We start from the raw sequence: 19619 nt of genomic DNA, 5'->3' as shown, positions 1-19619 counted from the left end.
CTAAAAAAGTTGGCATCAAAATTGCTTTATATTAGAATGGATCCCTATCAAGATGGGAAAAATACGGAGGTGGCAATCATGAGAAATGAAAATGTTAAAGTCGCAATTTGGGGTTTTGGTGCAATGGGAAGCGGTATGGCTAAAATGCTTCTAACTAAGAAAGGCGTAGACATCGTTGGTGTGTGCGACCGTAATCCTGAAAGAGTTGGCAAAAGTATTTACGAGTTATTGGGTGTAGAAAGAGGTTCTAGACCTGAAGTAATTATTAATGAAAACATCGATGAAGTCATTTCTGAAAAATCTTGTGATATTTGCTTAACAGCTACAGATTCATTCACTGCTAAAGCTTTTCCTAGATTAAAACATGTTCTTGAGAAAAAAATCAACGTAATTTCTACTGCAGAGGAAATGTCTTATCCAAAAGCACAAAGTCCTGAACTTGCAGCTGAACTCGATCAAATAGCAAAAGAAAATGGCGTTACAATTTTAGGTACTGGTATCAACCCAGGTTTAATTATGGACTTATTAGTGGTTGTATTAACAGGCTGTATGACTGACGTAACAGAAATTGAAGCAAAAAGAGTGAACAGCTTATCACCATTTGGCCATGCAGTTATGGAAGAGCAAGGCGTTGGTATAACAGTAGATGAGTTCAACAAAGGCGTTGAAGATGGCTCACTTGCTGGTCATGTCGGCTTTGCAGAGTCAATCAATATGATCGCAGATGCAATCGGTTGGGATGTTCAAAAAATCGAAACTCAAATGAAACCAATCGTTACAACTGTAGATAGAAAATCGCCTCACGGTTTCGCTGCTGCTGGTAACGTTGCAGGTGTAAATATGACAGGTCAAGGTTTTGTTGATGGCGAAGTGAAAATCAATATGATTCATCCACAACAAATTGAACCAGAAATGGAAGGCACTTTTACTGGTGATTATATTACATTAAAAGGTTCTCCAGAAGTTAACATGAACATTAAACCTGAAGTTGAAGGTGGTTTGGGTACAATCGCAATGTGCGTAAACATGATTCCTCAAGTAATCAATGCTGAACCAGGCTTAAAAACAATGTTAGACTTACCAGTTCCTAGAGCAATCATGGGCGATATGAGAAACTTCGTTAAATAAGAGAGGTGTTTGAATTGACAATTAAGAAAGGCGATTGGGTTAGAATCCATAGAACGATATTAACACCAGCTGAGCGCGCACCACAAGTGCCAGAGGATACTAAAAAAGTACCTCTAGAAATGTGGGTTAAAGGGTTTAGTCAATCAGATGCAAATATAGGTGATGTGATAGAAGTTAAGACAATTACAGGCCGTATAGAAAAAGGAACTGTTATCGAACTTGAACCAACCTATAAGCATTCTTTTGGCAATTATGTTCCAGAGATCACTCAAATTGGAATAGATTTAAGAAATATTCTCTTTGGAGGTGATCAAGATGAAAGATAATTCATATTCAGCGGTAATGAGCCGAAGAAATGAAATTATGAAGCAAGCAATCGGTATCGACTATTCTGATTTTGAACTAGATGGCATTCATTTTGATTATGAAAGAATGATGCGTGAAACCGGTTATACACTTGAAGAAATGCAAGAAATTCAAGGTAGAACAGGGGTTGGCAATACGCCACTTTTAGAGCTTAGAAATTTAACGTCTCTAGCTAGAAAGCTAGCACCAGAAGGCAAGGGTGCGAGAATATTTATAAAAGATGAAGCGAGTAATCCTTCAGGTAGCTTCAAAGCAAGAAGAGCAGCAAATGCGGTTTATCATGCTAAGCGACTTGGTTATAAAGGTGTTATCGCAGCGACAAGTGGTAATTATGGTTCAGCAGTTGCTTCTCAAGCAGCTATGCACGGTCTCAAATGTATCATCGTTCAAGAAACGTTTGATTCAAAAGGGGTTGGACAACCAGAAATCGTAGAAAAAGCACGTAAATGTGAAGCTTATGGCGCTGAGGTCGTACAGTTAACAGTTGGACCAGAGCTCTTTTATCAATTTTTACTCCTACTTGAAGAAACAGGCTATTTCAATGCATCGCTTTATACCCCGTTTGGTATCGCTGGTGTTGAAACATTAGGCTATGAGCTTTCAATGCAATGTAGAGAAAAATATGGCAAAGATCCAGATGTCGTTGTTTGTACAAATGCAGGTGGCGGTAACCTTACGGGTACGGCAAGGGGCTTGATTAAAGCAGGTGCTTTGGATACGACGGTTGTAGGTGCTTCCGTTGATTTATCAGGACTTCATATGGCAAGTGATGAGCAGTTTAACAAAAAATCGTTCACGACAGGTCATACTGGATTCGGCGTACCATTTTCTACTGTACCCGATCGATCAGATGTACCGAGATCTGCAGCTAGACCGATGCGTTATATGGACAGATACGTCACTGTAACACAGGGCGAAGTATTCTATATGACAGAAGCTTTAGCACAACTCGAAGGCTTAGAAAAAGGACCAGCTGGAAATACAGCTTTAGTAGCAGCTTTTAGTATTGCTCAAGAAATGGATGCGGATCAAATCATCGTGGTTCAAGAGACTGAGTACACTGGTGCAGGTAAACATATACAACCACAATTATCTTTTGCAAGAGATAATGGTATTGATATTCACTTTGGTAATCCAGTGGATCAAAAACCAGGAGTAAACATTATCTTGCCAAGTCATCCAAACCTAATTAAAGCAATCGACTTAGATATGGACAAGCTCAGAGTATCACTTATCAAAAATGCAATCGCAGGAAAATCATTTGCTGAGTTAAGCGAAGATGAAATCAACTATCTTTGTCTAGAAACAAAAAAAGACAAAGCTTATGTTGAGAGAGTGATTAAAGAATTACAGTAATCGTTTAAACGAGTTAAATAAAGATGCGGAATAAAAAAATAGGAGGATCAGAATGAAAGGTTTTGTAAAAAGAGAAGATGATTATTTACAAAGAAATCAACATCTCGCTCAGCTTTCTGATGAAGCTTTAAAAGAAAGATTTTGGGAGTTAGTAGAACAAATTGTAGATCCATTACTTGACTTAGCTAAGTCACATACCTCACCAGCAATTGAACGTTCAGTTTTACTTCGTATGGGTTTTTCAAGCTTAGAAGCGCAACCATTAGTTGACGGCGCTATCGATAGAGGTTTAATAGGCCATGGCGTAGGTCATGTTATCTATAGAATCGCTAAAGAAAAGAATTTAGATGTGCGCACAGCGGGTCTTGAATTGATCGAAGGCAAACATTGGGATGATGCTATCCAAATCTTCAAGGGAGGTAACAAGTAATGACTCAATTAGATATCAATCAAAAGATAGATGTAAAAGAGATATTGAAAGATCTTGAAAGTTATAGACCAAAGAGACGTGGTTGGACTTGGAGAGAAAAAAGCGAAAAGCAAGTTTACGGTCCTTTTGAATTTAGCGATATGTCTACACCGCTTAAAAACTATATACCAATGCCAGCGGCTCAATACTTTGGCAATATCGATCCACAACCAAACAATACCATTACAACTGAGATCGCTTCAGGAAGATTTGAAGATGATATTAGACGAATGAGAATGGCAGCTTGGCATGGTGCAGACCATATTATGGTTATCAGAACTGCTGGTCAATCTCACTTTGATGGTCTTATCGAAGGGACACCACAAGGTATTGGCGGGGTTCCAATTTCTAGAAAGCAAGTTAGAGCGCACAGAAAAGCACTTGACTTGATCGAAGAAGAAGTGGGAAGACCAATCAATTATCACTCATATGTTTCAGGTGTTGCTGGTCCAGATGTAGCGGTTATGCTTGCAGAAGAAGGCGTAAATGGCGCGCATCAAGATCCACAATACAACGTTCTTTACAGAAATATCAATATGGTTCGTTCATTTGTTGATGCTGCAGAATCTAAAAAAGTTATGACTTGGGCTGATATGGTTCAAATCGACGGCGCACATAATGCAAATGCAACTGCAAGAGAAGCTTGGAAGGTTATGCCTGAGTTAATGGTACAACACGGTATCAATGCGCTCTACTCGCACAAAGTAGGCATGCCAAAAGCAAATATCTCACTTTCTACAGTACCGCCAACTTCTTCACCAGCACCTTGCATGAAGCTAGATTTACCATACGCAGTTGCGCTTCGTGACCTTTTCACAGAGTACAAAATGCGTGCACAAATGAACACGAAGTATATCACTTCATCTTCAAGAGAAGCAACTGTAACACACGTTATGAACATGTTGATCTCTAGATTAACATCTGCAGATATTCAATCGACCATTACGCCAGATGAAGGTAGAAATGTACCTTGGCATATGTACAACATCGAGGCATGTAATACAGCGAAACAAACGTTTGCTGGTCTTGATGGATTAATGGATATGGTTGAACTTAAAGACGAAGGTTATTTAAGAGATAAAGCAAGAGAGCTTAAGGAAAGAGCGGTTCTTTATTTAGAAGAAATCGTAAAAGCTGGTGGCTACTTTAATGCGGTTGAACAGGGCTTTTTCGTAGACTCAGGTATTTATCCTGAAAGAAATGGCGATGGTATCGGCCGTAAGATAGATGGTGGTGTAGGTGTTGGTACGGTTTATGAAAGAGCGACAGACTATATGGCACCTGTAACCGCTCACTTTGGTTACAACAACGTTGCGCAATACAATGTAGAAAATCCATCTGATTTAATCGGTGGTTGTACATTTGAAAAACCTGAAAAAATTGTGTTCATCGATGAACTTGATGAAAACGATAACGTCAACCAACGTATGGCAGAAACTGAAAAATACAGAGGTGAAAAAGGTGAATCTAACTACGTTAAACCTGAAGTACAATGGTTAGGCGATGGTGTGGTTCAAATTGAAATCTTATTACCAATTAGCTTAAGACCAGCACAATTTGCTGCAATTGAATTTGCTAAAAAGATGAATCTTAAAGATGTTGAAGTAATTCACATTGAACAAATGCACCCATCAGAAGGTACAAGAGTTCAATTAAAAGGTGTTCTTGATATGGATCTCGACATGAACTCACTTGTTATTCCACCAGAACCAGAAGTGATGAGTGACGATGAAATCAGAGCTGAGTTTAATGATCATCCAGTTAAGATCGTAGCTGCAACGGTTGGTCAAGATGAGCATTCAGTTGGTCTTAGAGAAGTAATCGATATTAAACATGGTGGTATTGAGAAATACGGCTGTGAAGTTGAATACCTTGGCACATCAGTACCAGTTGAAAAATTAGTAGATGCTGCTATTGAAATCAATGCGGATGTCATTCTTGCATCAACTATCATTTCGCATGATGATGTTCATTACAAAAACATGAAACGCATTCATGAGTATGCAGTTGAAAAAGGTGTTAGAGATCGTTTTATCATTTGTGCTGGTGGTACTCAGGTTACACCTGATATCGCTAGAGACAATGGTATGGATGAAGGCTTTGGTAGATATGACCGAGGTGTAAACGTCGCAACCTTCTTAGTTAAACAACGTAGAGCTCAAAGAGGCGAATAATAAAGAGACGGCAAAAGATTTTAAGCTTAGCAAAGAGTAACTTTGCTAAGCTTTTTATTAAAACAACTATAAAGATTATTTGTTAAAACAACGAAGAAATTGATAAAGAATTAGACTTTTGACTAAGTTGTAAACATAGAAGATTAAGTTGTAAACATAAACAATAAAGTAGAAACAGATTAATGTTCGTCTGTAGTATGGAGGCAATATGAAAATAGACATATTAGTCGCTGAAATAGGTAGTACAACGACTGTCGTTAATGCTTTTAACGGCATAGACACAGATCATCCCGCTTTCATCGGTCAAGGTCAAGCACCTACAAGTGTGCAACAAGGCGATGTTAGAATTGGTCTTCAAGAGGCAATTGACGATCTTAAACGTTCGTTTGAAGTAACGGATCTTAGCTATGATAGATTGCTAGCGACAAGTAGTGCCGCAGGTGGTCTTAAGATGACTGTGCATGGTTTGGTGTATGACATGACAGCGAAGGCTGCTAAGGAAGCAGCGCTAGGTGCTGGAGCAAACCTTCATATGGTTACAGCAGGGAAACTGAAAAGAACAGACATTGCAAAACTAAAGCAAATAAGACCCAACATTATCATGATTGCTGGTGGTGTAGATTACGGTGAAACCGATACTGCTATTTATAATGCAGAGTTAATCGCAGCTTTAGAATTTGAAGTGCCGGTATTATATGCTGGAAATGTGCAAAATCATGATGAAATTAAGTTGATTTTTGAAGAAGCAGGCAAAAGTGATCAGCTATATATCGTTGAAAATGTTTATCCCAAAATTGATTTATTAAATGTAGAACCAGCAAGAAAAGTCATACAAGATATATTTGAGATGCATATCATACATGCACCAGGTATGGAGCATATTAGAGAACTGGTTTCAGGAACAATCATTCCAACACCTGGTGCCGTTATGGAAGCTTCTAAATTACTTAAAAACGACATTGGTGATTTAATGACAGTCGATGTTGGTGGTGCTACGACAGATATTCATTCTGTAACAGACGGTAGCGAAGAAGTGTCAAGAATACTAATTAGTCCTGAACCAACTGCCAAACGTACGGTTGAAGGCGACCTTGGTGTCTATGTCAATATGCGAAACATTGTAGATATGATAGGTAGCGAAGTTTTGTGTAAGGATTTAGCAATAGACGAACAAACGTTAAATCACTTGGTTGAGGAGCATGTACCAATACCTAAATCAGAACTACAAATTGCATTTGTAGAGCGATTAACTAAAGAAGCTATTGTCACATCAGCGGATCGTCATGCTGGTGGTTTTAGAACGCTCTATGGTGGCGGTGGTAAAAAAACGTATGCTGAGGGTAAAGATTTAACCAGTATTAAGTTTATAGTGGGAACTGGTGGGGCTTGTACTCGACTACCAAATCGTGTAACATTATTGAAAACGATAACAGAACATTATCTTGGAAATAAGCTACTCCCTAATAAAGAGACGCAAATCCTTATAGATAATGATTATATTATGGCTTCTTTGGGTGTTTTATCAAAAGAACACGAAGCCTCTGCATTATTATTAATGAAAAAATCACTTCAAATCGATTAGGAGGTCCAAATGTATCCACGCGTAGTGATCAATAAAACCAAACTAAAAGAAAATACTGAAATTATTGTAAACAAAGCTAAAGCAAAGGGCATCAATATTTTTGTGGTTACTAAAGTACATTCTGCAAACGTAAATCTAGCTAAAATTTGTTTGGAAGCAGGTGTCAGTGCAGTTGCTGATTCAAGAGTACAGAATTTGGTGAAGCTGTCAGAACTACCATGTGAAAAGATTCTTTTAAGATTACCGATGTTATCTGAAGTCGATGAAGTGATTAAGTATGCGGATATCAGCTTTAACTCAGAGCTTAAAACGATTGAAGCGTTAAATGAAGCTGCAAAGCAACAAGGCAAAAAACATCGTATTGTTGTGATGTTTGATCTTGGTGACCTTCGAGAAGGCTTCTTACCAGAGGACGTGGACTTAGTAATGCCCGAAATTCTCAAAAATGAATGGATAACGGTTGAAGGGATTGGTGTTAATCTAACCTGTTATGGTGGTGTAATTCCTACACCAGATAACCTGGGTGAATTAACTAAGCTTGCAGATCATATTGAATCGACTTATAAGATCTCGCTCAACATCGTTTCTGGTGGCAACTCAAGTAGCTTATACTTACTAGACGGAGAGACAATACCAAAACGTATTAACAATCTGAGAGTTGGAGAAGGGATTGTACTTGGAAGAGAAGCAGCATATGGTGAGCAAATTCCTGGTACGCATGATGATGCTTTTGTTTTAGAAGCGCAACTCGTCGAATATAAATTTAAGAATTCTGTTCCGAAAGGTTTGATTGGAATGGATGCATTTGGTAACAAACCAGTATTTGAAGATCAAGGGATGATCCAACGCGGCATAGTTGCAATTGGAAGACAAGACGTTGATCATACCAACCTCATTCCAGTTGATGACCGACTTACAATTTTAGGTGCTTCAAGTGATCACATGATTCTTGATTTTACTCAAGCGAAAGCAGATTATAAAGTTGGGGATATAGTTTCATTTAAAATGGAATATGGTGCAATGCTAAAATTGTTCACCTCTGAATATGTTGAAAAAGTAATAGAAGAATAGGTTTAATAAATTATATTAAGCTTACATCAAAAAAAGAGCTTTGAGCGAATCCATTCAAGCTCTTTTTTTGTCATCATATTTCTTGTGGTAAAATATGAAGCCTCAATCTCTCAAGATTTTATTGAATGTTAGGAAGTTTGACAAAAGGGTATAATACCTATTGAAATATAAATGGTTGCAAGGGTAGATGGTGAGGTCAATTATGAAAAAAATTCTATTTATTGATGATGAAAGCAATATTTTAAGAGCACTAAATCGCGCTTTTAGAAATTTGGAGTTTGAATGTTACTATGCGAATGGTATCAAAGAAGCGATTGAAATCTTTTTAGAGTTGGACCAACTGGATATGCTTATCACCGATATAAAGATGCCTTACTTTGATGGCATTCGAGTGCTCAAACTTTTTAAAGAGGCTTCGCCTGAAACAATTAGGGTAGCAATTACAGGTTATGCGTCTGCATCAAGTATCACTGAAGCAGTGAGCAAAAATCTTGCAAAACAATATTATTATAAGCCTTGGAATAACGATGAGTTAATTGAAGGGATTAGAAAAATGTTTGTTTTAGAAGAGAGATTAAAGGATTCTCATCTATTCAAAACCATTCAACAGTTCGATAGCATAAAAACAATTCCAAGACTCTTTAATGAATTGAATCTCTACATACAACGCGATAAAAGCATAGAAGAAATCACGAGTATTATAGAACGTGATCCAGCGATAACATCTAATATTCTTCGAATTGCAAATTCAGCTTTTTATGCGGCACGAACTGGCAATATTCAGCAAGCAATAATGTTTATAGGTTTAAATAACCTAAAACAAATCGTATTATCCTATGAAATTTCACAGATGAATGAGAAGACTTACTCAAAATCAGAGTATATATGGACACATTCAAATCGAACGAACTTGATTTTTCAAGATTTATACGTTAAGTATTTTGGTACAAAAGTTCCTCCAATCATTAGTGCAGCGGGCATTGTACACGATATAGGTAAAATTATCATGCTTCAAATTTTTGGAGATGATTATTACAATCAAATTTTAAGCCATAGTTACCAAGATGATGGTCTTTTACAGAAAGAGCAAGAAATATATGGCATAGATCATGCAATTATAGGCGGTTATTTTTTAAATTGGTGGGCTTTTCCTTATGATATTATCGAAATGACCTTGTATCATCATACGCCAAACGATCCAGATATATCAAATAAAAAGCAAGTTGCACTTATGTGTTTGGCATCGCAGATTGATAACAATATGATGGAAAATAACGACATGAATTTTAAGTTTGCAATGGATGTTTTAAATGTGAACAGTGATTTTTTAAAGGATATATTAGATAAATATAAACAATGATTCTGGGGGATACCATGGTAGATTATTCGGAGCATACGGTACTTATCGTCGATGATGAAGTTGAAATTTTAAAATCTCTGAGTAGGGGATTACATGCTGAGCCCTATTCCTTAGTTTTTGCAACAAGTGGCATGCAAGCGCTTGAAGCTTTTGTAAGAGATGACAGAATCAGTGTCATAATTACAGATATGCGGATGCCTGGTATGAATGGACTAGAGCTTTTGAAACAGGTAGAGGAGATCAGTCCAGAAACGATAAAAATCGTATTATCAGGTTACACACAGTTGCCTCAAATTCTCGCGACCATTAACAGTGTCAATATTTATAAGTTCATGACAAAGCCTTGGGATTTGGAGGCTGAGTTAAAAGTCTATATTAAAGAGGCGATTGATCTATATGAGAATGCTAAAATTGAAGGGAATCGATTAACTGCCAGTGAAAAAAAAGGTATTTTATACAATAAAATGCTAACAGATAGTTATGAAAAAGTTGATCATGTACTCAAGCTATATGATGAGCTGATTAAAGCGATTAATCATCACCATTTGATGTCGATTCAGGATTTAAGAGTTATCGATAATAGAGCACAGGTATCGGATGTGATCCAACAAATGAATGATCGTATGCACTATCTCAACAAGGTTTTTGAACTCAGTCGTATGACCTTAAAAACCTTTGTTTTTGATGATATTGTGCATACTTTGGAGCAAACATTGGTTAGAGTTGGGCTTTACGACCTAGAGATAGAGGTCGTTCAGGAGGAAAGTAAGCTTTATTATTATGACAATTTTAAGATGTTGGTGAGCATGATGTCAGATGTGATAGAACTCATTCACGCAAATGGACCACAAATTCTTTCCATTAGAGTATCTGCAGAAGCTTTAGAACTGAATCACATCATTAAATTTGTCCTAGAGAGTGAGTTGAATGATAAAATTCAGAGCGTTTTCTTAAATCATGGCAAGTTTGTAGAGGCAATTTTAAGGATTGTTGGTGGTAAGTTTACAGCGGTAGTTATTGATAACGTTTTTAGAATCGATATGATAATTCCAATAACTAAGAAAGAGTTTGAGACACTTGAATAACAGATCTAACAGAAAAAATCCTTCGATAATAATCGAAGGATTTTCATTTATTCTTCTGAATCAAATAGGGTGTCAAAGCCTTCCATGACTTTGTCGTAAGTTTGTTGCGATATTTCAGGTAGTTCCCCACCAAAAGCCTCTTTGGCACTTTCAAAGCCCTCCTGGAAAGCACTCTTAAGCTGTTCAAGCTTTGAGGCATCTCCACCTGAAATGGTTTTTGCGAATTCCAAGATTCGAGCGGAAGTCTTTTCAACGCCCCAGTACCCATTCTCTGAAATCGCTTCAGTTGCCTTCGCACGTGTTTCTTCATCAACTTTTACAATGACGTCTTCACCTTTTTCAAACGCTTTCATTACTTGTTCAAATTTTAATCCTTGCTTTTCAAGCATTTCTTTGACCATTTGTTTAAATGAATCCGTATTTTTTTGAAAATCAAGTTTGAGTGCATTTAATTTCTGACGGTCTATTTTATAGGTACCAAAATCCTCAGAACCTTTACCAAGTTCAATAGTGTCCATTGGATTTTCAGTAGTTTGTGGTGTGATTGTATTTTGATTGATTTCTAATTGACTACTTTTTACTGGACTAGCTTCTTTTCCGGGCGTGATTTTATTGATGGCATTAATTGCCACTGGATTAGTAATCATAAGTATTCCTCCTTGAAACAAATCATGATACTATAATAAGAGACATGCATCCTTGCGATATAATTATCGGCAGGTTAGGTCATTTTCTTTAGATTTTGTGTTTGAAAAGAGGGCTATATGTATCAAAAATTATTGTTATCAGAGAAAATTGCAGAAACGATTAAAACATCAATTAAGCAAGGTTTTTATAAACCTGGTGATCAAATGCCGAATGAACTTGAATTGGCTGAAGAATTAGGGGTTTCTCGTGCAACCTTACGTGAAGCGATTAAAATATTGATCAGTAAAAATGTACTCACAGTTAAACGTGGAATAGGTACTTTTATTTCGAACACACCTGGCTTTTCATCTGATAATCTCGGTTATGAGTTTGTCAATTTAAAAGCTCAGAAATTTGAAATATTCCAGACCGTTAAGCAATTCGATTTAGAAGAATGCTTGTACTTTGAGCATCTACCTTTTCAAGCACAAGAAGAAATTATGATACAGTCTAAAGTAATAGACGATTCAGATGAGTCTACAATAAATGATTTGATCGAGTGGTTTCATATTCTTGAAAAAATTGCATTATCGAGAGGGGCGTCCTTTAAATTTCGCTTACTGATCATCTCACATGAAGCGTTTTTAAACAGTTTAGACGGAAAGATTGATCCTCAATTTATAGAGAAAGAGTTGCTGAAAAAGGTTCTATCAAGCTTAGGAAATGAACTGGATAAAACAGCCTTGCAAGCTTTCTATAATAAGTTGAGTTTGTGTTTATAGCATAGGGAGGAACCATGGATTTATTTGACTATATGTCAGCACAAAATAAAGGGAATCATGCCCCTTTAGCAGAGCGCATGAAACCGGAAACGTTAGAAGCATTTGTCGGTCAAGAAAACATTATGGGGGAAGGCAAACTGCTTCCTAAACTAATCTTATCCGATCGACTCACTTCTTTAATCCTGTACGGTCCCCCAGGCAGTGGCAAGACTTCGCTTGCAAAAATAATTGCAAAGCAAACAAAAGGGACTTTCATAAGCATGAATGCCGTTACATCTGGTATCAAAGATATCAGAGAAGCGGTTGATCGCGCAAAAGATGAGTATGCGATGTATAATCGAAAAAGTGTACTGTTTATCGATGAAATACACCGCTTTAATAAGAGTCAACAGGATGCGTTACTACCATTTGTAGAAGACGGTACTTTTATATTGATTGGTGCAACGACAGAAAACCCGTACTTTGAGGTGAATAGTGCACTAATATCGAGATCATCGGTATTTCGATTGACGAAGTTGACCACTGAACAAATCGTTCAGATATTAAAAAACGCACTTGAGGATCATGTCAATGGCCTTGGAGAGTTTCCAATTGAAATAGATGATGAACTTCTCGCATATATATCAGATGTGGCAGATGGCGATGCTAGAAGGGCACTCAATATTCTTGAACTTGCTGTTTTGCCCAAATTGGACTTATCCGAAAAAATCGTGATCACAAGTCAAGATATTGAAGATTGTATCCAGATGAAAAATATGGATTATGATAAAAATGGTGACAACCATTATGACATTGTATCTGCATTTATTAAGAGTATGAGAGGGTCAGATCCTGATGCTGCATTATTTTATCTCGGTAAGATGATCGCAGGGGGCGAAGATCCAAGATTTATTGCGAGAAGGGTTGTTATTTGTGCTTCTGAGGATGTTGGCAATGCAGATCCTATGGCACTGGTACTTGCAAATAGTGCGGCACAGGCGGTTGATTTCATCGGTATGCCAGAAGGTCGAATTATTCTTGCTCAAGCGGTCACCTATATAGCAACAGCGCCAAAATCAAATGCTGCCTACATGGGAATTAATTCTGTTTTAGACGATCTGAACAACAAGCATACTGGAACGATTCCGTATTATCTCAAAGATGGCACTTCACTATCATTAGAAAGAAAATATAAAAATAGCGAATCTCAGAAGAATTATCAATATCCACATGCTTATGAAGGACATTATATAAAACAACAGTATCTACCGGATGAAATAAAGGATAAAAGATATTACGAGCCAACTGATTTAGGCTATGAAGTAGAAATCAAAAAATATTTAAATAAGACAAAGTATTCACCTGAATAAAAATCTTCAGGCATCGAGCCTTCAGATTTTACCACAAACAAGATTGTGGCTGAATAAAAAAAAAGAGTCTTTGCATTAGGGCAGTGTTCATAAGGATACTTTTTGAACCTACCTAATGAATGATGGCATTAAGCGGACAGCCGTAACTGTCCGCTTTTGTTTTGCCTAAATTACAAGCCTTAGCTCACCATTACCATCGGCAACAAATTCATAATCAGGTTCTGAAATATCATTCTCCTTAGTGACATCATCGAGTATTCCAATATCACGATAGTAAATCCAGACGCATTGCTCAGCTGTTCTTGAATATCTTTCAGCTTTTTCACCCACCACAATCCTGTCAATAAAGAGGTGTAATAGTTCTGATGTCACTTCTGTGATATCTGTATACCGTTTTGCTTTTTCAATAAACAATTCGACATTGGTGAGGGAGTTTTTCAGCTTATCCATTTTTTCTTCTGCTTTTGGTATGTTTATTCTCAGGATCTTTTGTTCATCTGTGTACTCTGAAGACAACATCCGAAAGTGTTCATCTGGGATTCTTCCAAGGACATTATCCTCATAAAGTCGTTTGAACAAGATTGTAAGCTCCGAGTCCCTGCGTTTCATATTATACAGTTCACGCTGAAGCTTTGTAAGCTCCTTTCTAGTTTCGAAAGAATTTCGCTGATTGATATGTTCTGCAAATAGTTTTTCTTGCTGTCTTGCAAAATGGGTCACACGTTTTAAATCATCAAGAATGATCGCTGTTAGCTGACTTTCCCTGATGTAATGTGAAGTACATTCTTCTTTGCCATGCTTTTTATAGGTGGAGCACATGAAATTGTTTTTAGTGAATTCCATCGTATGAGCTCGATGTAGCAGCAGAGTACCATCGCAATCTTCACAAAACACCAGTCCAGAGAACATATTTGGCGTATCCATTTTCTTCGGAGGACGCTTTTTATGTTTTCGAATACTTTGAACGATATCCCACAGTTCCTGAGTAATTAAAGCTTCATGGGTATTCTTAAAGATTAGCCATTCTGATTCTGGTCTTACAATCTGCCTTTTGTTTTTGTAAGAAACAGTAGTGTGCTTCATATTAACGGTATGACCAATGTAGGTGATATCTTCTAAAATATTAGCAATGGTGGTGTCACTCCAATTATAAGGTCTTGTTGTATCAAGGCTTTTAAGGGCAACGCCATTCCTCTTATAATAGTAATTGCTAGGGGTGATAATCTGATCTTCTTTCAGTTTCCTTGCAATTTGTTTTGGACCTCTGCCCTCAGAACACAGCTTAAAAATGTAGCGAATCACTTCAGCGCTTTCAAAATCTGGAACAATCAGTTTTGGATTATCCGTACTTTTTACATAACCGTAAGGTGGCTTTGTAGCAACTCTTTCACCACGTTCTGCCTGTGCTTTTTTAACAGCTTTGATTTTCTTACTGCAATCTTTCGCATAGAAATCATTGAACAGGTTGCGAAAGGGTGCAAAATCATTATCGCCATACAAGGTATCAACAGCATCATTAATAGCGATAAATCTCACTTTGTAGTTTGGAAACACAATTTCCATGAGCTGCCCTGTTTGAAGATAATCACGTCCTAGTCTGCTCATATCCTTTACAATAAGGGTTTCAACTTGTCCACTTTCAATGAGTGACATAATTTCATTCCAAGCAGGTCGGTTGAAATTTGTTCCTGAATAACCGTCATCGTATAGGAATTTTAAATTCTCGAAGGCTTTATCTTCTGCATAAGCGGTTAAAATTAATCGTTGATTTTGGATACTATTAGATTCACCTTCACGTTCATCTTCTTGACTTAGCCTTCCATAAAGTATAGTGTATTTTTCTTTGTCTGCCATTTATAAATCCTCCTTTTCTCTTATGGCAAACCGAATTCGGTACTACACACAATACCGTAAACGTTGCCACAAAGCTATTGAAATCAAGCCTTTTTCAAATTTTCTACTAGGGTATTATCAATTAGGTTTAATAATTTTTCTGTAGGCGTGGAGTGCTTCACCATCGGAAAAACTGAACAAACTCGAAAGGTTCGCCCTTCAATATCCATTTGTCGCTCTACAATATGACGACTTCCATCATTCAAAATAGCGGTATCATCAAAGGTTCTATGGTATGTTCCTTCGGTGTCATTCTTCCAAACAACTTCAGCAGTTTCATATGCTCCAAGTATTTTTGTTTCTAAATAATGCTGTACTTCAGTTCTTTTACGCATTAGATTCCTCCTCCAAGTCGAGCCACATTTGGTATTTGACTGCATCTTCCATATTGATTTTTCCACGGTTTCTTTTGACTTCTGAAACACATCTGCCACGAAGCTTTCGTAAATCGTCATCACTAATTTCAAGACCTGCAGATAGAATATTCATCATCATACTCATTTCTACAGACAGGCGAAAAAGATTAGCAGATTGCCGATTTTCTGTCATTTTGAGTGTTCCGTCAATAGCATTTAGCAATATTTTTGATAGATAGGTGGTACTGTCTTGACTTGCTAAATATCCAATATAAAAATCTACTGCATGATAAATGAATTCAGATTTGTTTTTAATGTTGTTTGGTTCACAAAGTGTTTCCATATTTTTAATCATAGAAGGCGGTAACCATGCATTTACACGTTCTTTGTTTTCAAGTTTCTTTGTATTCATAAAATCGCTCCTTTTATTAAAGTCACCTTGCATAGCACCCTGTAAACGGCGTATTTACAGGGTTTCTCCGTAGTTACAGCACCGTCAACGTACAAAATGTGTATTTTCAGCACTGTTATGATTTAACTGGCTTATATCTTAGAATCTGCATCTGGTGGGGGTTTCTTCGGTCGGCGTTGCCGTCCGATGTGATCGCAAGGGGCGTTTACAGCACCTTGCTTTATCCTGCTAATTTTTAATACTTGGTTTTAGTGGTGTCCAATTAGTAGTTTCAAATAATTCCATTGTGCCAATTTTCTTTTCTGGCGTGTTTGTGGCTCACAAATGCCCCAAATTTCGATTATAATCAGCAGCAGGCATTGTAATGCCAATGGGTATATAAATCTCTACGTAGGGGCAAACAATCGTTGTTTTGACTATTTTCTTAGAATTTAATTAGGCACGATTCACTTCCGCAGGGTCATAAGGGTCATTATCTGGAGCACCTACCGAAGTCCCCAGATTATCGACACTATCGTCCCTAATGACAGAGAGTGAAATAATACGTTTACCATTACTCTTTTTGAAATCCGCATAGATAAAGAGTTTGCGAAGTTCTTCAAGGTTCAGTCTGATATGTTTTGACAAAAGCCTTGAAGAAATTTGATCACCACTTTGAACAGATAGCAGGGTCGACAATTCTGTTGGCGATCCATTATAACTATCTTTGTCTTTCATAAAATCAGAAATAAGAAGGACAATGTCATGGAGTAGCACATCTTTATTTTGAAAACTGTCAGACACCACGTCCCAAATGTTTTCTTCATTTCGCTTTAGACAAATTTCTCTGTACTCAATGTCTCTACCAACACAATATAGCTTTGCTTGACCACTACCACGAACATCTTCAGAAAGAATAAAACTAGAATCTACGGCACCTTGAATACCCGTTGTACCAGATATTCGATTGAACGGATCATTATCATTTTCTTTTCTCAGGTGATGAATGAGCAGTATGGCAATTCCAAGTTCATCTGCAATATTTTTTAGAACAGATAAATCACTATAGTCACTGGCATAGCTGTTGTCAGTAGAAGATCCACGAATCATTTGAAGTGTGTCGATGATAATCAGAACACATCTGGGATGTTCTTCAACAAAAGTTCTAATCCTTTCTTCTAGTTCACCTCCAAGTGTTGCTTGCTCTGTACAAAAATTAACGGCTGCAGATGCTTCATCTGTTATTTCGAACAGACGATTTTGAATTCGGATTTGACTGTCCTCAAAGCAGAGGTACAAAGTATCACCTTGTTTTACATTGTTGCCCCAGATTTCTTCGCCCTTTGAAACGGTTACAGCAAGCCATAGGGCAAGCCAACTCTTTCCTACCTTTGGTGAGCCTGCAAGAACATGTAGCCCTCTGGATAAAAGATTTTCAATGACAAATTCGAGTGGCTGAAGTGGCATGGTCATAAGTGTTTGACCATCGATGGTATTGAATCGTTTTTTCATTTTGGTAAATCCTCCTTTGATTTTCGATTTCTTTTTCTGAAGTTGAGAGAAGCTCTTACTGTATAGGCAGTGAAAATGAATTTTTGACAACCAGACTAGAAAAAGTATCTCTACTTATTTCCACGACGAAACGTGTGGTTGGACCAAAAATAATTTTGCCCCTCACTACTAAAGGCAAAAAAACGGCTACCCTACAAAATTTTTCTTCTCATATACTTCCACGATGAGAAGTCCTGTTGAGCGGAAAAAATGCAACAAAAAAGATGCCCTCATATACTTCCACGTTTAGGAGGGCATCTGTACCATAACTTATAATCGTAAGTGTTAGAAATAACCACAAATAATAATCTAAAGAAATTTTTCGTATTGATATATATCGATTTGTGAATTATTATGTAAATATCGATATACGTCGATATGAATATATTTTTACTAAATTATACATTTTAGAGAGGTGTACAAAGATGATAGAAGAAACTAAGACGGTAGTAGTAACGTTATTTGTCCCTGAACATTCTAAATATACAGATTCAATAACAATGCTTTTCAATAAGACAATTGAATCATTAAATTCTTCATTTGGTATAAAAAACATTAAACTTGTAGGCCAAAATGAGTATTCTGTTGAAGATGATTATGATGCGTTTGAAATAAAGGTTGGCGAGGGGCAGAAAAAGCAATTATCGGCATTGAGTACTGCCGATGATTTTGCAAATATTATTTTTAGCGAATTCCAATGATATCATTACAAATTTAAAGTTTTAACAGAGAATTAACATTAACAATGTTTCACTTTTATTAGTGCTTGGTATAATGAGAATATAAATCGATATTTATCGATATAACATCAACCAAGTCTTTATTTATGAGGTGAAATAATGAGTGGTCAAATGATACTAATTGGAGTTTTGGGTTTAGTTTTTATAGGATTTATTGGATTTGCAAATTACAGATCAGCAGTTGAATGTGGGAAAAAAATATATTGTAATGTACATTGTAAGGATGAAAGCTCTTGTGACTTTATGAGTAATTCAGCATCAAAATTTTAAGATATTTTACTTTGTCTAGTATACTTAAAATTCTACTTACAATGAAAGGTGTGTTCTAATGAAACCAATTAAATTATTGTTTGTCTGTGTGCATAACGCTGCCAGAAGTCAGATGGCAGAAGCATTTTTAAATCATTATGGTGAAGGTAAATTTATTGCTGAAAGTGCTGGGATGGAGGCTGGGGTCCTTAATCCATTGGCGATAGAAGCCATGAATGAAATCGGTTTGGACATATCAAAAAATTCAGTTGACAGCGTATTTGAGTTTTTTAAAAGTCAGAAGTTTTATTCATATGTCATAACTGTTTGTGATGAAACAAGTGGTCAGAAGTGTCCAATCTTTCCGGGTATTAATAAAATGATTCACTGGAGTTTTGAAGATCCATCTGCCTTTGAAGGTAGTTATGAGGAGCGTCTAGAAAAAACAAGACTTGTACGAGATAAGATAAAAACTCATGTTCTAGAATTGTTGGAAATTCTTAGGAATAGACACGAGATATCAAATTGAGGCTAAATTGATAGCGAAAAAAATGAGGAGCTTTCGACTGAAAGCTCCTTTAAATTACCTACTTGAGAAGTTGCTTGATATCATCCACAGAAGGGACACGACCCATCACTTTAACTTGCTCATCAATGACGAGAGCAGGTGTCTTCATAACACCGTATGCCATAATACCTTGAATATCTTCAACCTTTTCAACACTGGCTTCAATACCAAGTTCCTTAACCGCTTCAAGGGCATGAGCCTCGAGTTTTTTACAGCTTGCGCAACCTGTACCTAATACTTTAATAATCATTGAAAATCCTCCTTAAAATAGAATGGTTTATAAACAAGTACAGCTACAACCACAACTCGAATCCTGACCAACATCCCCAACATAGTCTATGGATGCGGTTGGACAGAGTTTTTGACAACCACGACAACCATCAATACAGCCATCTGGGTGAATCACATTTGGCTTAAAAGAACCTTTCTCATACACACCATGAGAGCATTTTTCAACGCATGCACCGCATTCTGTACAGGTTTCATAGTTGATTACTGGATACCATTTTTTAGACATGTCTG

General features: G+C 36.9%; 21 protein-coding genes. 14 read left to right on the top strand and 7 right to left on the bottom strand.

What is annotated here, in order from left to right:
- The first annotated feature begins 36 nt into the window (after positions 1–36).
- The 9 genes from ord (at position 37) to AC4PID_RS02350 (ending at position 10591) form a co-directional block, all read left to right on the top strand.
- A complete protein-coding gene (gene ord, locus AC4PID_RS02390) occupies positions 37–1128 on the top strand; it encodes a 2,4-diaminopentanoate dehydrogenase (RefSeq protein ID WP_492133992.1) in 1092 nt (363 codons plus the stop codon).
- 14 nt (positions 1129–1142) lie between these two features.
- A complete protein-coding gene (ortA, locus tag AC4PID_RS02385) occupies positions 1143–1454 on the top strand; it encodes a 2-amino-4-oxopentanoate thiolase subunit OrtA (protein WP_492133991.1) in 312 nt (103 codons plus the stop codon).
- Entirely contained in the window at positions 1444–2850 is a 1407-nt protein-coding gene (gene ortB, locus AC4PID_RS02380) for a 2-amino-4-oxopentanoate thiolase subunit OrtB (RefSeq protein ID WP_492133990.1), read from the top strand. The genes ortA and ortB overlap by 11 nt, the downstream gene beginning before the upstream one ends.
- A 52-nt stretch (positions 2851–2902) precedes the next feature.
- Entirely contained in the window at positions 2903–3280 is a 378-nt protein-coding gene (locus AC4PID_RS02375; protein ID WP_492133989.1) for an ornithine aminomutase subunit alpha, read from the top strand.
- On the top strand, positions 3280–5493 hold the full coding sequence (gene oraE / locus AC4PID_RS02370; RefSeq protein WP_492133988.1) for a D-ornithine 4,5-aminomutase subunit OraE: 2214 nt from the start codon (positions 3280–3282) through the stop codon (positions 5491–5493). The genes AC4PID_RS02375 and oraE overlap by 1 nt, the downstream gene beginning before the upstream one ends.
- A 208-nt stretch (positions 5494–5701) precedes the next feature.
- Positions 5702–7075: a GlmL-related ornithine degradation protein gene (locus tag AC4PID_RS02365; protein WP_492133987.1), complete on the top strand. Its 1374-nt coding sequence runs from the start codon at positions 5702–5704 to the stop codon at positions 7073–7075.
- 9 nt (positions 7076–7084) lie between these two features.
- Positions 7085–8146 carry an ornithine racemase Orr gene (gene orr, locus AC4PID_RS02360; protein ID WP_492133986.1) on the top strand — a complete coding sequence of 354 codons (1062 nt, stop codon included), beginning with the start codon at positions 7085–7087 and terminating at the stop codon, positions 8144–8146.
- A gap of 202 nt (positions 8147–8348) precedes the next feature.
- Positions 8349–9506 (top strand): HDOD domain-containing protein, encoded by a 1158-nt coding sequence (locus tag AC4PID_RS02355; protein WP_492133985.1) that lies wholly within the window; start codon positions 8349–8351, stop codon positions 9504–9506.
- A gap of 14 nt (positions 9507–9520) precedes the next feature.
- A complete protein-coding gene (locus AC4PID_RS02350) occupies positions 9521–10591 on the top strand; it encodes a response regulator (protein ID WP_492133984.1) in 1071 nt (356 codons plus the stop codon).
- Positions 10592–10638: 47 nt separating this feature from the next.
- Here the strand turns inward: AC4PID_RS02350 and AC4PID_RS02345 are convergent, their stop codons facing one another.
- Positions 10639–11238 carry a hypothetical protein gene (locus tag AC4PID_RS02345; protein WP_492133983.1) on the bottom strand — a complete coding sequence of 200 codons (600 nt, stop codon included), beginning with the start codon at positions 11236–11238 and terminating at the stop codon, positions 10639–10641.
- A 117-nt stretch (positions 11239–11355) separates the two neighbouring features.
- On the opposite strand from AC4PID_RS02345, the gene AC4PID_RS02340 reads away from it, so the two are divergent.
- Positions 11356–12000, top strand: a complete 645-nt coding sequence (locus AC4PID_RS02340; protein WP_492133982.1) for a FadR/GntR family transcriptional regulator — start codon at positions 11356–11358, stop codon at positions 11998–12000.
- A gap of 14 nt (positions 12001–12014) precedes the next feature.
- Positions 12015–13349 (top strand): replication-associated recombination protein A, encoded by a 1335-nt coding sequence (locus AC4PID_RS02335; protein ID WP_492133981.1) that lies wholly within the window; start codon positions 12015–12017, stop codon positions 13347–13349.
- 165 nt (positions 13350–13514) lie between these two features.
- Here AC4PID_RS02335 and AC4PID_RS02330 read toward each other — a convergent pair whose 3' ends face one another.
- The 4 genes from AC4PID_RS02330 to AC4PID_RS02315 form a co-directional block, all read right to left on the bottom strand.
- Positions 13515–15203 carry a recombinase family protein gene (locus tag AC4PID_RS02330; RefSeq protein ID WP_492133980.1) on the bottom strand — a complete coding sequence of 563 codons (1689 nt, stop codon included), beginning with the start codon at positions 15201–15203 and terminating at the stop codon, positions 13515–13517.
- Positions 15204–15286: 83 nt separating this feature from the next.
- Positions 15287–15577, bottom strand: coding sequence for a hypothetical protein (locus tag AC4PID_RS02325; protein ID WP_492133979.1), 291 nt, complete (start codon positions 15575–15577; stop codon positions 15287–15289).
- Positions 15570–16010 carry a hypothetical protein gene (locus AC4PID_RS02320; protein WP_492133978.1) on the bottom strand — a complete coding sequence of 147 codons (441 nt, stop codon included), beginning with the start codon at positions 16008–16010 and terminating at the stop codon, positions 15570–15572. The genes AC4PID_RS02325 and AC4PID_RS02320 overlap by 8 nt, the downstream gene beginning before the upstream one ends.
- A 435-nt stretch (positions 16011–16445) precedes the next feature.
- A complete protein-coding gene (locus tag AC4PID_RS02315) occupies positions 16446–17501 on the bottom strand; it encodes an AAA family ATPase (protein WP_492133977.1) in 1056 nt (351 codons plus the stop codon).
- A 464-nt stretch (positions 17502–17965) separates the two neighbouring features.
- Here AC4PID_RS02315 and AC4PID_RS02310 point away from each other — a divergent pair, with 464 nt between their 5' ends.
- The 3 genes from AC4PID_RS02310 (at position 17966) to AC4PID_RS02300 (ending at position 19058) form a co-directional block, all read left to right on the top strand.
- Positions 17966–18241, top strand: coding sequence for a hypothetical protein (locus tag AC4PID_RS02310; protein WP_492133976.1), 276 nt, complete (start codon positions 17966–17968; stop codon positions 18239–18241).
- A gap of 138 nt (positions 18242–18379) precedes the next feature.
- Positions 18380–18550, top strand: a complete 171-nt coding sequence (locus AC4PID_RS02305) for a hypothetical protein (RefSeq protein ID WP_492133975.1) — start codon at positions 18380–18382, stop codon at positions 18548–18550.
- 58 nt (positions 18551–18608) lie between these two features.
- Positions 18609–19058, top strand: a complete 450-nt coding sequence (locus AC4PID_RS02300) for an arsenate reductase ArsC (RefSeq protein WP_492133974.1) — start codon at positions 18609–18611, stop codon at positions 19056–19058.
- 58 nt (positions 19059–19116) lie between these two features.
- Here the strand turns inward: AC4PID_RS02300 and AC4PID_RS02295 are convergent, their stop codons facing one another.
- Together AC4PID_RS02295 and AC4PID_RS02290 are read right to left on the bottom strand one after the other, a co-directional pair.
- The gene (locus AC4PID_RS02295; RefSeq protein ID WP_492133973.1) at positions 19117–19347 is read right to left on the bottom strand and encodes a thioredoxin family protein; all 231 of its coding nucleotides are present in this window, start codon (positions 19345–19347) and stop codon (positions 19117–19119) included.
- A 27-nt stretch (positions 19348–19374) separates the two neighbouring features.
- On the bottom strand, positions 19375–19614 hold the full coding sequence (locus tag AC4PID_RS02290; protein ID WP_492133972.1) for an ATP-binding protein: 240 nt from the start codon (positions 19612–19614) through the stop codon (positions 19375–19377).
- Positions 19615–19619: the final 5 nt, after the last annotated feature.

It is taken from the genome of Fusibacter sp. QWL-12, from assembly GCF_058683495.1.
The sequence above is the reverse complement of the archived record's forward strand: the minus strand, read 5'-3'. Positions and strand labels throughout refer to the sequence as shown.

Coding starts and splice junctions, on each gene's coding strand:
- ord (WP_492133992.1), top strand. CDS start 37: ATGGATCCCTATCAAGATGGGAAAAATACGGAGGTGGCAATCATGAGA.
- ortB (WP_492133990.1), top strand. CDS start 1,444: ATGAAAGATAATTCATATTCAGCGGTAATGAGCCGAAGAAATGAAATT.
- AC4PID_RS02375 (WP_492133989.1), top strand. CDS start 2,903: ATGAAAGGTTTTGTAAAAAGAGAAGATGATTATTTACAAAGAAATCAA.
- oraE (WP_492133988.1), top strand. CDS start 3,280: ATGACTCAATTAGATATCAATCAAAAGATAGATGTAAAAGAGATATTG.
- AC4PID_RS02365 (WP_492133987.1), top strand. CDS start 5,702: ATGAAAATAGACATATTAGTCGCTGAAATAGGTAGTACAACGACTGTC.
- orr (WP_492133986.1), top strand. CDS start 7,085: ATGTATCCACGCGTAGTGATCAATAAAACCAAACTAAAAGAAAATACT.
- AC4PID_RS02355 (WP_492133985.1), top strand. CDS start 8,349: ATGAAAAAAATTCTATTTATTGATGATGAAAGCAATATTTTAAGAGCA.
- AC4PID_RS02350 (WP_492133984.1), top strand. CDS start 9,521: ATGGTAGATTATTCGGAGCATACGGTACTTATCGTCGATGATGAAGTT.
- AC4PID_RS02345 (WP_492133983.1), bottom strand. CDS start 11,238: ATGATTACTAATCCAGTGGCAATTAATGCCATCAATAAAATCACGCCC.
- AC4PID_RS02340 (WP_492133982.1), top strand. CDS start 11,356: ATGTATCAAAAATTATTGTTATCAGAGAAAATTGCAGAAACGATTAAA.
- AC4PID_RS02335 (WP_492133981.1), top strand. CDS start 12,015: ATGGATTTATTTGACTATATGTCAGCACAAAATAAAGGGAATCATGCC.
- AC4PID_RS02330 (WP_492133980.1), bottom strand. CDS start 15,203: ATGGCAGACAAAGAAAAATACACTATACTTTATGGAAGGCTAAGTCAA.
- AC4PID_RS02325 (WP_492133979.1), bottom strand. CDS start 15,577: ATGCGTAAAAGAACTGAAGTACAGCATTATTTAGAAACAAAAATACTT.
- AC4PID_RS02320 (WP_492133978.1), bottom strand. CDS start 16,010: ATGAATACAAAGAAACTTGAAAACAAAGAACGTGTAAATGCATGGTTA.
- AC4PID_RS02315 (WP_492133977.1), bottom strand. CDS start 17,501: ATGAAAAAACGATTCAATACCATCGATGGTCAAACACTTATGACCATG.
- AC4PID_RS02310 (WP_492133976.1), top strand. CDS start 17,966: ATGATAGAAGAAACTAAGACGGTAGTAGTAACGTTATTTGTCCCTGAA.
- AC4PID_RS02305 (WP_492133975.1), top strand. CDS start 18,380: ATGAGTGGTCAAATGATACTAATTGGAGTTTTGGGTTTAGTTTTTATA.
- AC4PID_RS02300 (WP_492133974.1), top strand. CDS start 18,609: ATGAAACCAATTAAATTATTGTTTGTCTGTGTGCATAACGCTGCCAGA.
- AC4PID_RS02295 (WP_492133973.1), bottom strand. CDS start 19,347: ATGATTATTAAAGTATTAGGTACAGGTTGCGCAAGCTGTAAAAAACTC.
- AC4PID_RS02290 (WP_492133972.1), bottom strand. CDS start 19,614: ATGTCTAAAAAATGGTATCCAGTAATCAACTATGAAACCTGTACAGAA.